The 12,757-nt window shown below is 58.4% G+C and carries 11 protein-coding genes and 1 tRNA gene; 4 read left to right on the forward strand and 8 right to left on the reverse strand.

The annotated features are described in order from the left end of the window. Positions 1-3: 3 nt before the first annotated feature. Positions 4-1,299: an HNH endonuclease gene (locus RB2654_RS22900; protein ID WP_161600690.1), complete on the forward strand. Its 1,296-nt coding sequence runs from the start codon at positions 4-6 to the stop codon at positions 1,297-1,299. Between the two features lie 121 nt (positions 1,300-1,420). On the opposite strand, the gene RB2654_RS10970 is transcribed toward RB2654_RS22900, so the two are convergent. Continuing rightward, positions 1,421-1,972 (reverse strand): recombinase family protein, encoded by a 552-nt coding sequence (locus tag RB2654_RS10970; protein WP_008331417.1) that lies wholly within the window; start codon positions 1,970-1,972, stop codon positions 1,421-1,423. A 249-nt stretch (positions 1,973-2,221) separates the two neighbouring features. Between RB2654_RS10970 and RB2654_RS10975 the strand changes: the two genes are divergently transcribed. Next, positions 2,222-2,710: a hypothetical protein gene (locus tag RB2654_RS10975; RefSeq protein ID WP_040884731.1), complete on the forward strand. Its 489-nt coding sequence runs from the start codon at positions 2,222-2,224 to the stop codon at positions 2,708-2,710. On the opposite strand, the gene RB2654_RS23395 is transcribed toward RB2654_RS10975, so the two are convergent. The 6 genes from RB2654_RS23395 to RB2654_RS11015 form a co-directional block, all read right to left on the reverse strand. Beyond that, positions 2,707-3,357 carry a hypothetical protein gene (locus RB2654_RS23395; RefSeq protein WP_008331419.1) on the reverse strand — a complete coding sequence of 217 codons (651 nt, stop codon included), beginning with the start codon at positions 3,355-3,357 and terminating at the stop codon, positions 2,707-2,709. The genes RB2654_RS10975 and RB2654_RS23395 overlap by 4 nt on opposite strands. A 2,888-nt stretch (positions 3,358-6,245) precedes the next feature. Next, positions 6,246-7,622: a DUF6538 domain-containing protein gene (locus RB2654_RS10990; protein ID WP_083783380.1), complete on the reverse strand. Its 1,377-nt coding sequence runs from the start codon at positions 7,620-7,622 to the stop codon at positions 6,246-6,248. A 79-nt stretch (positions 7,623-7,701) separates the two neighbouring features. Continuing rightward, a tRNA-Arg gene (locus RB2654_RS11000) sits at positions 7,702-7,778 on the reverse strand. Positions 7,779-7,835: 57 nt separating this feature from the next. Beyond that, positions 7,836-9,254: a sensor histidine kinase gene (locus RB2654_RS11005; RefSeq protein ID WP_008331424.1), complete on the reverse strand. Its 1,419-nt coding sequence runs from the start codon at positions 9,252-9,254 to the stop codon at positions 7,836-7,838. Positions 9,255-9,273: 19 nt separating this feature from the next. Then, positions 9,274-10,641, reverse strand: coding sequence for a dihydrolipoyl dehydrogenase family protein (locus tag RB2654_RS11010; RefSeq protein ID WP_008331426.1), 1,368 nt, complete (start codon positions 10,639-10,641; stop codon positions 9,274-9,276). Further along, complete coding sequence (locus RB2654_RS11015) at positions 10,638-11,423, reverse strand: TVP38/TMEM64 family protein (protein WP_008331437.1); 786 nt, start codon at positions 11,421-11,423, stop codon at positions 10,638-10,640. Before RB2654_RS11015 ends, RB2654_RS11010 begins: the two co-directional genes overlap by 4 nt. A 168-nt stretch (positions 11,424-11,591) precedes the next feature. Here RB2654_RS11015 and rpmH point away from each other — a divergent pair, with 168 nt between their 5' ends. Then, entirely contained in the window at positions 11,592-11,726 is a 135-nt protein-coding gene (gene rpmH / locus RB2654_RS11020) for a 50S ribosomal protein L34 (RefSeq protein WP_008331438.1), read from the forward strand. A 26-nt stretch (positions 11,727-11,752) separates the two neighbouring features. Beyond that, entirely contained in the window at positions 11,753-12,157 is a 405-nt protein-coding gene (gene rnpA, locus RB2654_RS11025) for a ribonuclease P protein component (protein ID WP_008331440.1), read from the forward strand. Here rnpA and RB2654_RS22420 read toward each other — a convergent pair. Further along, positions 12,151-12,615 carry a hypothetical protein gene (locus RB2654_RS22420; protein WP_008331441.1) on the reverse strand — a complete coding sequence of 155 codons (465 nt, stop codon included), beginning with the start codon at positions 12,613-12,615 and terminating at the stop codon, positions 12,151-12,153. The two genes, rnpA and RB2654_RS22420, sit on opposite strands and share 7 nt — an antisense overlap. Between the last annotated feature and the right edge of the window lie 142 nt (positions 12,616-12,757).

Consider the following 12,757-nt stretch of genomic DNA (forward strand, 5'->3'; position numbering starts at 1 on the left):
GCTTTGGATTGGAAAACGCTTGAGAGCCGACCAGGCTCATTCTCAAAGAATTTTGGGTGGGGGGATAAACCCGGTCTCGGCCTACTTCACGAAGCCATCAATGCAATTTTCGCGAGTGGCTTGGAGCCGGTCCCAAGAGACGAAGCTCGAGAGATAATCGACGCCCTAGCTGACGGCGATCCTCTCGTCCCTCTCAATTTCTTTTTGTACCATCGCGTTATCGATGGGGTTAGCTGCGTTGTGCCAGATCAACTAGTTGTCGAGGCCCAAGCACGCGACCACGATAAGTCATTTGACCTCCTTGGCATGTGTGCGTTGAATTTTAGCCGGGTCGGTGTTTGGGAAAGAGCCAGACCATTTCAGAGCCATCCCGCCCCTTGGGCTAGGAGATTTGTCGTAGAAGAAGTGTGGAACGGTACACAGTGGGACACCACCAAGATCAACTCCGACACAATCGAGGACTTTCTGAAGGGGAATATGATTTTTGGGGCCGACCGTCCCCGAAAGTTTGCGACAAATCTCAACTACCTCTATCACCACTCCGGTCTCATCGGAGTCAGAAGTTCTGAGAAAGAAGATTGGTGGGCGAGCGCTGTATTCTTGTTCCTTGATAGGTGCATCATGGACGGCGAACTGGACATCAACACACCCGTTACTGATGTTATCGATTTCTTTGAAAAGGAAGACCTATGGGCATTGACTGCAGCTAACCCTCGTTTAGCGAGGTTTGCCGCTCGCCCGATAGTGGAAGAATACAAGAACTTACTTGGACTTGAGCGCCTTGGTGAAAAGGCCAATCCACCAAAACCACGAACTCGTTCTGCGAGAACGCCCCTTTCCACGTCCGCTAGGAGGAAGAAGGCACAGGCCAGAAGGCCCCAGGACCTAGGCATGAACTCCGTTCAGCGAGCGTATGCCCAGGCTCAACGACAAATTCGTAATAAGCAGCACGCGATGTGGGTCAAAGGCCTATACGGTAACCGTTGCGCAATTTGCGGCAAAGCTCTCGTGATAGATAAGTCTGGCTCGACCTATTCAGAGGCAGGTCACGTCAAGCCTGTCGGTGATCCATTCAAAGGTCCAGATCACTTCAGCAATATACTGCCTTTCTGCCCCAATCACCACAAAGCCTTCGACCGAGGGGGAGTGTGGATCGATCCAAACGGTGCAAGTCCACGAGCGATGAGCACGACAAACGACCTGAGCTTTTCAAACCGGCCTATCGACCTAGAAGCTGAGCATGCCTTTGACCTGACTTTCGCTGAATGGCATGCAAAGTACTTCGGGCACATCAGATAGCGTCTCGATCGCGCTGTGCGGGGAGACAGCGAAGGTATCCTTTGCACAAGATACGATCCAATAACTTTCTAGGAAGCTTGCCGTTTCGCTCTTTCCAATAAAAGCTGTTCGCCACCGCACGTCAGCCGCTGTCACCGGCGATGCGATACACCGACCTCTCAGAAATCCCCAGGCGCCCTGCAGCCTCCTTTTTTGAAACCCCGTCCGCCAATAACAGGCGCACCTCGTCCGCTTTCTCCATCGCCGTGGGACGCCGTCCCTTGTACTTTCCCTCCGCTTTTGCCTTTGCAATCCCCTCCCGCTGCCGCTCTAGCATCATTTCCCGTTCAAACTGCGCAACGGAGCCCAAGACGTTCATCATGAGCTTTCCAGTTGCATTGGACGTATCCAACGCAAGGTCTAGGACCCGAAGGCTCACACCTTTGCCCTCAAGTTCTTCAATCAACTCCCCCAAGTGCTTCACCGAGCGAGCCAAGCGGTCCAGCTTAGTCACCACTAGCGTGTCACCTTCCCTAGCGAAGCTTAGAGCCTCTGAGAGCGCCTCTCGCGCCGCTATAGAGCTAACCTGCTCCTCCCATACCCGCTCGCACCCGAGAGCCCTCAGCGACTCTCTCTGAGCCTCTAGCGATGCCTTCTGTTCCAGGGTCGATGTCCGTGCATATCCGATCAGCATGTCTGACCTCCTGTCTGCCAATGAAGTTTTAGAACTAGGGACAGGTCGTCTGCCAAAAGGCGAAACCCATCCATCTGGCAGTAATTGCGCCAAGCGCCAGCACCTGACGCATGAGCAAGGTCTATTGGCAGGTGCTCCCAATAATGTTCAAACGCAGCGCTGGGCAGGTTTGGCCTCGCAGCCGAAAAGTTCTGAGTTATTGATGTCGTCGTGTTAAAGTGAGTTGCTAGGTAAGAGGAGCGCCTCAAGATGAAAAACCCGTATCTGGCTGAAGGACGATTACCAGACATTATTGCCGCGCTTACGGCTATGGGATCATACAAGTTTTACAAGCTCGACTTCGATGGTTGGGCAAATCGGATCGGCGGACCGAACAAGCCAGGTTCCCATTGGGAGGTTGTCTTATCAGAACACCCAGAGTTCTTCCGATTTAACCAAGAGCGCACCAAGGCCTCACTAGTCTGGAGGCGCACTTTCCCACGCAATTACAATGTCGACGACGAGCCCGAGCGCCTTCCCGATCACCAAATCTCGGGTAGACCATACGACCGGATTAGTCGTCGGCCACTGTCTACTGATGAGGTGCAAGCTCTCATTTCCGTTGCCATCGAACTTCACGAGCGCGCCTTGGAGCAGAAAAAGGCATCCTTCATCAACTCACCTTTCGTTACTGCGCTGGTGGCGTCGTTGAGTGCGGGGATCGGCGCAGCGGTCGGCGCGATTTTGGGAAGCCCTTAGGCCTTTCGGATCGCATTTGATATCAGCTTCAATGCCTCAGGGACATCGGCTTCGCCTCTCACTTTGAACCGCGTGTTTCCCCGGTCGTCTTTTACTTCAAGGCTCGTCATACCTTGGAAACGAGTCACCGGCCCTCTTACAGTGATCTGTAGTTCGTCAACCCTTGGCTGTATGATGACATACCAAAAGTTGTCAGGCGTCTCACTGAAGTTGCGCATCTTGCCTCTTTTGAGATTTCCGGAATAGCTTGTGCGCACACCTCTCAACAATTGCTCGGCTGCTAAAGCGCTCTGCGTGGATAGGTTTCTCTTCGCCATTTCTAGGAACTCACGGTCGCCAGGTCCCACCTCATAAGAAGATTCCGGCGCGTCCTCGGAATTTTGAGCCGTAGGCTCACTGCTACCTGACGCCAAGATTCCGATTGCTTGGGCTGTTGTCCCCACATTGATTGGCGACACATCTTCGAGGTTGAAGTGGAGTTGGCCAGTTTCGGCATCAAATGAGCATGCATTGAACAGAAGCACGCTCTTAGTCCCAATTGATTGGTTAGTATTTCCGAAGTGCCTCACTTGGTGCGGCGGTAACTTGAGCGCCCAGATACCAGGGGAAAGTTCGGAAACTTCAGTTGCAGTCATTTGCAGGGTCATTTCATTCTCCAGAGCAAAACGTTCTGCGCAGATAAATCTGCAGCGCAATTGTGTCAAGCTTCTTAGTCGATATGCCTGCTATGCTCGGCCATCACGCGGTTGTTCGCCCCCCCGGTTCCTGGCATTCTTGGAAGGCTTTCAGGAACCGAAACTTGAAGGGGGGGCGGGGGTCAGCAGAAATAAACTTCAAAAATGGGGCGTATATATTATTGATATTATTGTTTTTTTGAAATGATGTGTGCCATGGACTTCAAGCCTGAAACAGTGCAGCACCTCCGCCTCGCCTTCGACAAGGCTCTACAGTCCGGCAAGCTCAACAGCTGGGAGACCCGCTTTGTCTCCGACATGAATGCCAAGTTCGCCCGCTACGGCACCAGGGCCCGACTGACGGACAAACAAGAGGCGAAGCTTCGCCAGGTCCTTAGGCCCTATATGCAGTCAGAGGCCGAGACAGAGCCGCTGACTGGGGGAGTCAGAACCACGTCTTCGGGACGGCGGGGCGGGAGGCCAACGCAGAGCCCTTCAGGGCGCCCTCAGAGGGCTAAGAGCGCTCCTTCTAGACCGACCTACCAGAGGTCCTCCAGGCCCTCTAGGAGGCCCTACAGACGCTACAGGAGCACCCCTTGGCTTCTAAGGATTTGGCGGAGGGATGTCCAAACAGTTTATGTGCTAATGCTCGCCGGTGTCGTCTGGCTTTTCTCTCAGTTCGACCCGTCTCCAAGCTACCGGCAGCAAGTAACTCCGTCTTCTCCTCAGCGCGTTGGGGCACAAACACTGAGCCTCTCGGACTTCAGTGTGACAGATGGGGACACGATCCAGCTGAGGGGAAGATCGACCGGAACGCGATTGGTGGGCTTCAACACCCCAGAGACCTTCAATCCGGTATGTGACAGAGGCTATGCGCTGGGCCTTCAGGCAACAGCGAGGCTCAAAGACCTTGTCCAAGCCGCATCTGCTATCGAGCTTCAGATTGTTGCCTGCGCCTGCAAGCCTGGGACCCAAGGCACGAGCAGATGCAACTTTGGGCGTTCGTGTGGTATCCTTAAGGTGGATGGAAGGGATGTCGGACAGACTCTGATTTCTGAGGGACTGGCAGCGCCTTTCAACTGCGGTCGGACAACCTGCCCCCCAACGCCAAGGCCCTGGTGCCAGTAAGGCGGCAAGTCGTTTGTGACTGGACACCTGACAGGAGGTTCGGTTGCGGTTGCAAACACTGCGACGGGCCTAGGAGCTTTTTCACAGTTTCGCCGATGAAGGGCCATCTCACTAGGTGAGTCGTAGTGAACTAGCATCTGTTTACTGCCACAGGGATGCGGCGACTAGGTCAGTCCTCCGAAATCCGTGATGTCTATTAATACATGGTGACGACGTTTTATGTGACCTCCCCAGTCTCTGGCTCTTGAACTCGCCCCATGACCACATCGGCTACAGATGCGTTCCAGAATCTACGACAGTAGATGTCGGCCGCTTGCGTGATCGTTTTGTAGGAACCGGGTTGACTACGGTAGAAGCGTCTTCGTTCATTGGGACCCGCTGCGAGGAGGTATTGATTGCTTAGAACTTCACGTAACCGCCCAGTCTCTGACCTAGCTCGATCTACCAGGTTCTTAATGAATCCCAGTCGCTCTTTAGGCGGTATCGTGTAAAGCATCTCTCCCAACCTATCAGAAGTATCGAGCAGCTCGTAGTTCGCCCTCCATCTTCGCTTGCTGTTGTTCGAGTTGACTGGGTTCTGTGCCCTTTGCGCTTTCTGATACCTGTTTTTTCTACATGGCTCGCTGCAGTAGCGTTGGTTGGTTCGTTTTCTCGCGAAGTCACCCCCGCAATATTCGCAAGGAATGGATTGCATGGACGAAAGCGCCGAGTCTTCCGTTTCCAAGATTGTATCTTTCATAGGGATTCCAAATGAAAAGACCCCGACGCTTTGAGCGTCAGGGCCGTGCTTCCAGAGTTTGTTCAGTTGTGGGTTAGCGACAATAGACAGCTAATGGTGACCGCCAGATCGCCACCTCGTGTAGGATCATGTGGGACCTAGTCCTAATGCTAGTTCTAGGAGGAGCAGAACGGTTGCTTGCTCCTATTCAGTACGTTTTCGGCCCTGCCTTGCTTTGGAACCGACCAAATCAACGACTTTGCTTGGGCTGCGGAGAAACTGCAGCGGCTTGCATGCCGGGCCGGAAAACAGGTCGCTCCGCTCCTATTGAGGTCGAATGCTGTCCGCCCTGCACTGGGTGAAACCGCTGCTGCGAGTTTTTTGCGCCTATGCGGTAGGTGAGTAGTTTGGTTTTGGCGGTCGGCGGCCCGGTTTATACCACGGACCTGTCTGGCATTCCAAAACCACAATTGGGAAGGACTGCCTGTGCTCAATCGTATGATCGTCAACCGGGTTCTGGTCACCAAGGCCCAAGAAAGCAGCTCGTTCGCGCAACTTCTCAATGGCTCTGAAATGTGTAGCACAACGCTGATGTCAACGAACCACCAAGTAGCAATCGTGCGCAGGCCTAGGGAGCCAAGCAGTGGCTCCAGTCCAAAGCTGACCCACTGGTTGCTTGCTTCTGTAATGTTCGAATTGGGTCCTCCCTAACTTAGAAGGCACCAAAGCGTGGACTTCCTGTTGGTCTAGTTGCGCACAAAACCGCTAACACTCCGGCCCTCTAGTCAGGTGCTCTGCTCCTTGTCAGGTCGAAAGCTGTCCGCCTACAATGGACTAATCCAAGACAAAAACGTCCCAACGACAATAGGAAGCACACGGAGACGGGTCTAGCCGGTCGGCAGACGGTTACCGGCTCCAAGTCAGTCCGGTAGCTGTCAGTCCTGCTTTGGGCCAATCTGAAGATGTGTCGCCTGTCGATCTTGAGAGCACGAACTTGCCTCGAAACTGCTCTGGTTCAGACGCCATCCCAAAAACTTTGATCGACGATCTTCTGCATCCAATCTCGTCTGACCTCTAGGCTATGTCCGTGGCCATATCGCTGACCAACGCTCTTCAACGACCACCCACCGATCCGATCGATGAGCTCCTCAGGAGCGTTCCTGTTACGCAAGCGATCTCGCATCGAATGGCGGAGTGATTGGTTGTTCTTCCCAACTAGTCCGATGCTCTGATAGTTTTGCCTCAGGGTGTTAGACGCGCTTTTCGCTCGAACAGTCTGGTCGTCCTTGCCAATGTATCGCTCAAAGACGTACTCACCGAATTGAGAAGTCGAATGAATTCGCTTCGCTGCCCAAAGAGCACTCCCTACCAGAGGTACAGCTCGGACAGAAGCTGCGGTCTTTAGCCTGCGGCCCTCGTGCACCATGACGTCCACGAACGGCACTGGCGATGAAAGGTTGATATCTTCTGGCTTCAAGCCACACCCTTCGGCCAGCCTCATGCCTGTGTCGGCCAACAATGCAATCAGCCAACGAATGTCGTCATCTTTCTCAACACAAAATGCATAAAGGGTTCGCAACTCCCTTTGGTCCAGCACTTCGACCTTCTTGGCATCCTGGCCTAGCCCCGGCACTCTAAGGCTTTCGAACACGTTTTTGATGTCCAGTTCATTCTCCCGGATACATGTGGCGAACACCGGGCTTATGTAGTTCAGATATCGCTTGGCAGTCGTGGTCTTGACGCCCCTCGAGAGCAGCAACTTCAAGAAGTCCCTGGCTTGCTCTCTTGTATAGCCGCTAATTGGTCGGTCACCGGCGAACTCGACAAATCGATTCACAGCCCTCCAGCGAGACACGCTGCCTTTCGACCCGGCAAGCTCGCCGCAGACTTCTTGGTGCAATTGAACAGCTTCACTGAGGAATGGGACATTTTTCTTGTTTCCGAAGAACAGGTCTGCGGCAAACGCAGCTCCAGGTGGGAGGTCTTCGTAATCGATCTGACCCTCTTCACCGCCCGAAAGGAGGGAAAGCCGATTCAAAAAATCTTCAGGTTCGATACCGACGCGGCGATACTCGTCTGCTTGCCCCGGCTTTAGTCCGTAGGCTTCCAGCATTGCACGTCCTGCAGCAACTGCTTCAGGGCCAACAGGAAGTCTGCCTTCTCGGTGAGCTCGCCACATCGCGTCTTGCTGTAAAGCGAAACTGTGAGCAAGGCGTGCCGCCTCAACGTCATTGGAAGTACCAAGCGAGAAGAAGAGCTCCGCTTTTCTCTTCGGGTATAGAGCGCGAACGTCAGATGGCACTCGACGGCGAAAATACCAGACATTGCCCTTCTTCTGGAGATGCTTTGCTTTCAAGGAGAGCGCTCCTGAGTCGTAGAGTATCAGCGTCATGTGTTACCTTTTGTGTAACCTCAAAACGCAACTTATCCCGCCCAAGTCTTTGAATTCATTGATATATGTGGGGGGAAAGTGGCGCGCTGGGGAGGATTCGAACCCCCGACCCCTTGATTCGTAGTCAAGTACTCTATCCAACTGAGCTACCAGCGCGCGGGGTAGCGGCGATGTAACGGCACTGGCGGGGCATTGCAAGGGGCAATCCGCGAATTACTGCGCCGCTTCCTCACGCGCCACCGGATCGGCCAGCGTTTCCAGCCCGCGCGGAAGGTGGATCGCAAAGACGGTGCCGTCCGGCCCGGTCCGCTCAAGCTCGAGCCGCCCGCCATGGCCACGCACCAGTTCGGCGGAAATCGCCAGCCCCAGCCCGGTGCCGCCCTTGCGCCCACCTGCCGCGAAGGGCTGGAACAGAAGTTCCTGCGCCTTGGGCGGCAGGCCCGGCCCGGTGTCTTCGACGCGGATCGTCCATTCGTCGGCGGTCTCGTAGCCCGACACCATGATCTCGCCGCCGCTCGCACCCTGAAGCGCCTGACGGGCGTTGCGCACGAGGTTGCGCAGGATGCGGTAGAGTTGTTCGGGATCGGCCCGCACCGACAGGTTCGCGGGCACGTCTTCGGAATAGGAGATGTCGTCTTCACCGGCGGCAAGTCGTTCGCTGTCGACCACGTCGCCGACCACTTCCGACAGGTTGAACCGGGTCAGGCGCGGCGCGGGTTCTTCGGCCTTGCCGAAGGCGAGCGTGGATTCGCACAGGTTCACCGCGCGGCTGATCGACCCCATCAGCTTGGGCACGGCGCGCTGCACGCCGGGGTCTTCGCTCATCTCGACACGGTCCGCGAAAAGCTGGGCCGTGGTCAGGATATTGCGCAGGTCATGGCTGATCCGGGCGACCGCACCGCCCAGCTGGGCCAGCCGTTCCTTTTGCTTGAGCGCACTCGAAAGCTGTTCCTGCAAATCGTGGAGGGCCTCTTCCGCCTCGCGCAATTCCCGCACCCGCGACGCGGGCGCGATGATCTGCCGGGCGTCCTCGGGGGCCTTCGCATAGCCCATCATGTTCTGCACGACCTTCTTGATCGGCCGCACCATCAGCGTGCGGACGGACAGGAACAGGAGCACGGCCGTGGCGATCGAAATGATTGCCGACAGGGCGAGGATACGGCGGCCATATTCCAGCATGGCATCGCGCAAGGGTGCGCTTTCCATCGTGACCTCGATCACCAGCCCGCCTTCGCGCACCGGGTCGCCGATCACCCGGATCACCTCGTTCTCGCTGTCGAAAAGGCGCACGACGGCATCGCGCATCAGCATGGCGAAACTCTCTTCGCGCAGGTCGAAACTCGCGGCGACCGGACCCGGCACGGGCGACGACAGCATCAGTTCACGCGCCTCGTCGCGACGCAGCACGACGTTGAACACCTCGGCGTTCAGCAGAAGCTCCCGCTCCAGCTCCGCGTCGATCATGTCGTCGGCCAGCAGGACGAGCGACGCGATCTGCGCGCGTTCGAGCCGGGATTGCAGGTAATCTTCGCGAAAACTGGCGATGGAGGGGACAAAGATCAGCACTTCCGCCAGCATGACGAATGCGGCGGTCAGGATCAGGAACCTGCCGGAGAGCGAGTTCAAAAACATCTCGTCCCTACCTGCGTGTCTACGGCACGAGCCTTTGAAGGACCCGAACCACACGTTTTAGTGTTTCATTCTCAAATAGTTTTGGCGAGTAGAAGTTCCCAGAGGCGCGCTTGGAAATTTCTGACAGCGTGGGATAGGGCAGGACCATGCCGGATATGGCCGAGAGCGACAGGCCCTGAGAAATGGCGAGCGACCAGGGCGCGATCAGTTCGCCTGCGTTCTTGCCGACGAGCGTCACCCCCACGGGCTTTGATTTCACGACCATGACCTTGATGAAGCCCTTGGTCTCCCCCGTCGCGATGGCACGGTCGTTGCCTGCGAAGTCGGCGCGCACGACGGTCAGCTGGTCGCCATGCGCCTTGCGCGCGGCCTCTTCGGTCAGCCCGACCTGCGCCAGTTCCGGGTCGGTATAGGTGCACCACGGGATATGGTCGGTGCGCGCCTTGGCCGGGAGCCGCAGAACGGTGGGCCGGATCACCACCCCGCCGTGATAGCCCGCGACATGGGTGAATTGCAGACCGCCGGTGATGTCGCCCACGGCGAAAATGCGGCGGTTCGTGGTGCGCAGGCGGTCGTCCACCTTGATCCCGCGGTCCGCGGTTTCGACCCCGGCCTTGTCCAGCCCCATGTCGTCCGTATTCGCCTTGCGCCCGACGGCGACGAGGATGTGAGAGCCTGTGAAGACCCGCCCGAATTCGGTCACCACTTCGATCCTGCCATCGGTGTCGCGCACGCGCACGGCCTGCGCCCCCTCGACGATCTCGATGCCCTTGTCGCGCAGCGTGTCCAGCACCAGCGCGGCGGCTTCGGGGTCGTCCTTGCCAAGTGCCTTCTGCGCCTCGAGCACTGTCACCTCACAGCCCAGCAGCCGATGCGCCAGCGCCATTTCGCAGCCGATGGGGCCGCCGCCGATCACCAAGAGGTGTTTCGGCTTTTCGGCCAGATCGAAGACCGTTTCGTTCGTGTAGTGCGGCACCTCGTCCAACCCCGGAACCTCGGGCACGAAGGGGCGCGATCCGGTGGCGATGACGAAGCGCCTCGCACGGATCGTCGTGTCGCCCGCCCGCACCTCGCGCGGGCCGGTGAACCGCGCATGGTCCCGGATCACGGTGCAGCCCAGACCTTCGAACCGCTCCTGACTGTCGTGCGGCGCAATGGTCGCGATGGCGGATTTGACATGCGCGTGGGCCGCGTCCCAATCCAGTCCCTTGGCGCCGGCGGACAGAAGCGCCTTCGACGGCACGCAGCCGGTATTGAGGCAATCGCCCCCCATTTCGCCCTTTTCGATCAGCACCACCTTCGCCCCCATCTGGGCGGCGCCCGAGGCGACCGACAGCCCGCCGGACCCGGCCCCGATGACGCAGATGTCGGTCTTGATGACGGTCATGCGATGGGCTCCTTCCGAAAGACGCGCAGGATGAGGGGGAGCAGGGCCAGAGCGCACAAGCCGATGATCGGCCCGAGGATATAGGGTTTGAAGATGATGCCGAGGTCGGGCGTGCCGCCTGCCTCGAACACCTCGCCCAGACCGGAGCCGACCGAGGTGTAGATCAACGCGCCCGGAATGATCCCGACCACGGTCGTCACCGCAAAGACCCATGTGCGCACGTTCACGAGGGCGGGCAGCACGTTGGCCACGAAGAACGGCACCACCGGGATCAGGCGCATGAGGAACAGGACCGACCATTGGCTTTTGTCGATGGCGGCCTTGAGCCTTGCGATCCGGCCCGGCGACGCCTCCATCCGGGCTGCCAATCGCTCGCCTAGCCCAAGTTTCGCGGCAGAGAAGATGATGAGTGCGCCCATGGACGCGGCGGCGACGTTGTAGAAAACGCCGGGGAAAAGACCAAAGAGGAAGCCGCCCGTGAGCGTGGCGATGGTGGCGCCGGGCAGAGAAAAGCCCACGATGGCGGTGTAGGCCGCGATGAACACCAGAACGGCAAGCAGGTAGTTGTCGTCGCGAAACGCGATCAGATCGGCGCGGTTTTCGGCCAGCGCGTCATAGGTCAGGCGGTCGCGGAACAGGACGAAACCGACCAGCGCCACGATGGCGATGATCGTGATCGGGATCAGGCGTTTGATCCGTTCGGCGTTCAAGGTGTCCTCCTTGCTCAAGTGATCGCACCATGACGATGAAGCGTTGGTCCCGCCACCCCCCTCACGCCGCATTGATCCGCGTCGCGAAAATGTTTCAAAAGGACCGACGCGGGGTTTGACTTGGCCCCGAACCGCCCCTATAGACCGGGCTTCAACGAATTCCGCCCCGATTCCATCGGGATCAGTGGGCATGAGACGAAGATGGACCTTTCGGGGTCCAGAACCTGACGGAGACGGGCGATGAAACGCACCTACCAACCTTCGAACCTGGTTCGCAAGCGCCGCCACGGTTTCCGTGCGCGCATGGCGACCAAGGCCGGCCGCAAGATCCTGAACGCGCGTCGCGCCAAGGGCCGCAAGTCGCTGTCCGCGTAAGCGGGTCCGACATCTCGGCTGAAGACATGACACCGCCGGAGGCACCCGTGGACGGCCATGAGGCCGGGCACGAAGCGCCCCCGGCGGTTTCCGTTTGTCTGGAGACGCTGAAAAAGCGCCCGGACTTTCTGGCTTGTGCCCGCGCCCGCAAGGCGCCTGCGCCTGCGTTCCTTTTGCAGGGCCGCGACCGGCGCGACGACGATACGGTCGTGCGCGTCGGCTACACGGCATCCAAGAAGGTCGGCAACGCGGTCGCCCGCAACCGGGCCAAACGCCGCTTGCGTGAGATCGCCCGCGCCGTCATCGCCGACGAAGGGCGCGCAGGCTGGGATTACGTGCTCGTCGCGCGCCCCGGAAGCACGGTCGACCGGGATTTCGATGCGATGACAACCGATCTCCGTGCGGCGCTCGCCCGCGTCCACGGTCAGTAAAGACCAAGCCCCAACAGCGCCATGATGAGGATCAGCAGGGTCATGCCGCCTGCGGTCACCCATGCCGTGCGCCGCGCGATGCCGCCTGCGACCGTGGGATAGGTGGACGGGTCGTCGAAAGACCGGCGCAGACGCGCCCGCCCGGCCCCGTCGAACCCCGATACCGCCACCACGATCACGAAGGCCGCGATGACCCACAGGCCATAGGGCGATCCAAGCGCCCCGAGGCTGGGAATGCCGCCGCCCGCCCACGCGCGAAGCGGCCCTGTGACGAGGACGAGCACACCGCTGACCCCCATCACGAGGCCGGAGGCCGGGCCGATCCGGTCGAACAGGGCCGAGGCCTCGGCCGCCGGGCTGCGCGCCATTGCGGGCAACAGGATCAGTGCGAAAAACAGGTTGCCGCCGGCCCATGTGGTCGCCGCCAGCAGATGCAGGATGTGGATGATCTCGTTCATGGTGCGTCCCCCTGCCCCCGGATCATGCTGAACCGGACAGTGCGGCGCAAGTTTTTCCGACCGCGATGCTGCAATGCGGCAACACTGGCGGACCAGTCGTTCGCACCCCGTTGGCGTCTTGTGGATTTCAAGGAAATCTGGA

It is taken from the genome of Maritimibacter alkaliphilus HTCC2654, assembly GCF_000152805.1.
Classification (GTDB): Bacteria; Pseudomonadota; Alphaproteobacteria; order Rhodobacterales; family Rhodobacteraceae; genus Maritimibacter; species Maritimibacter alkaliphilus.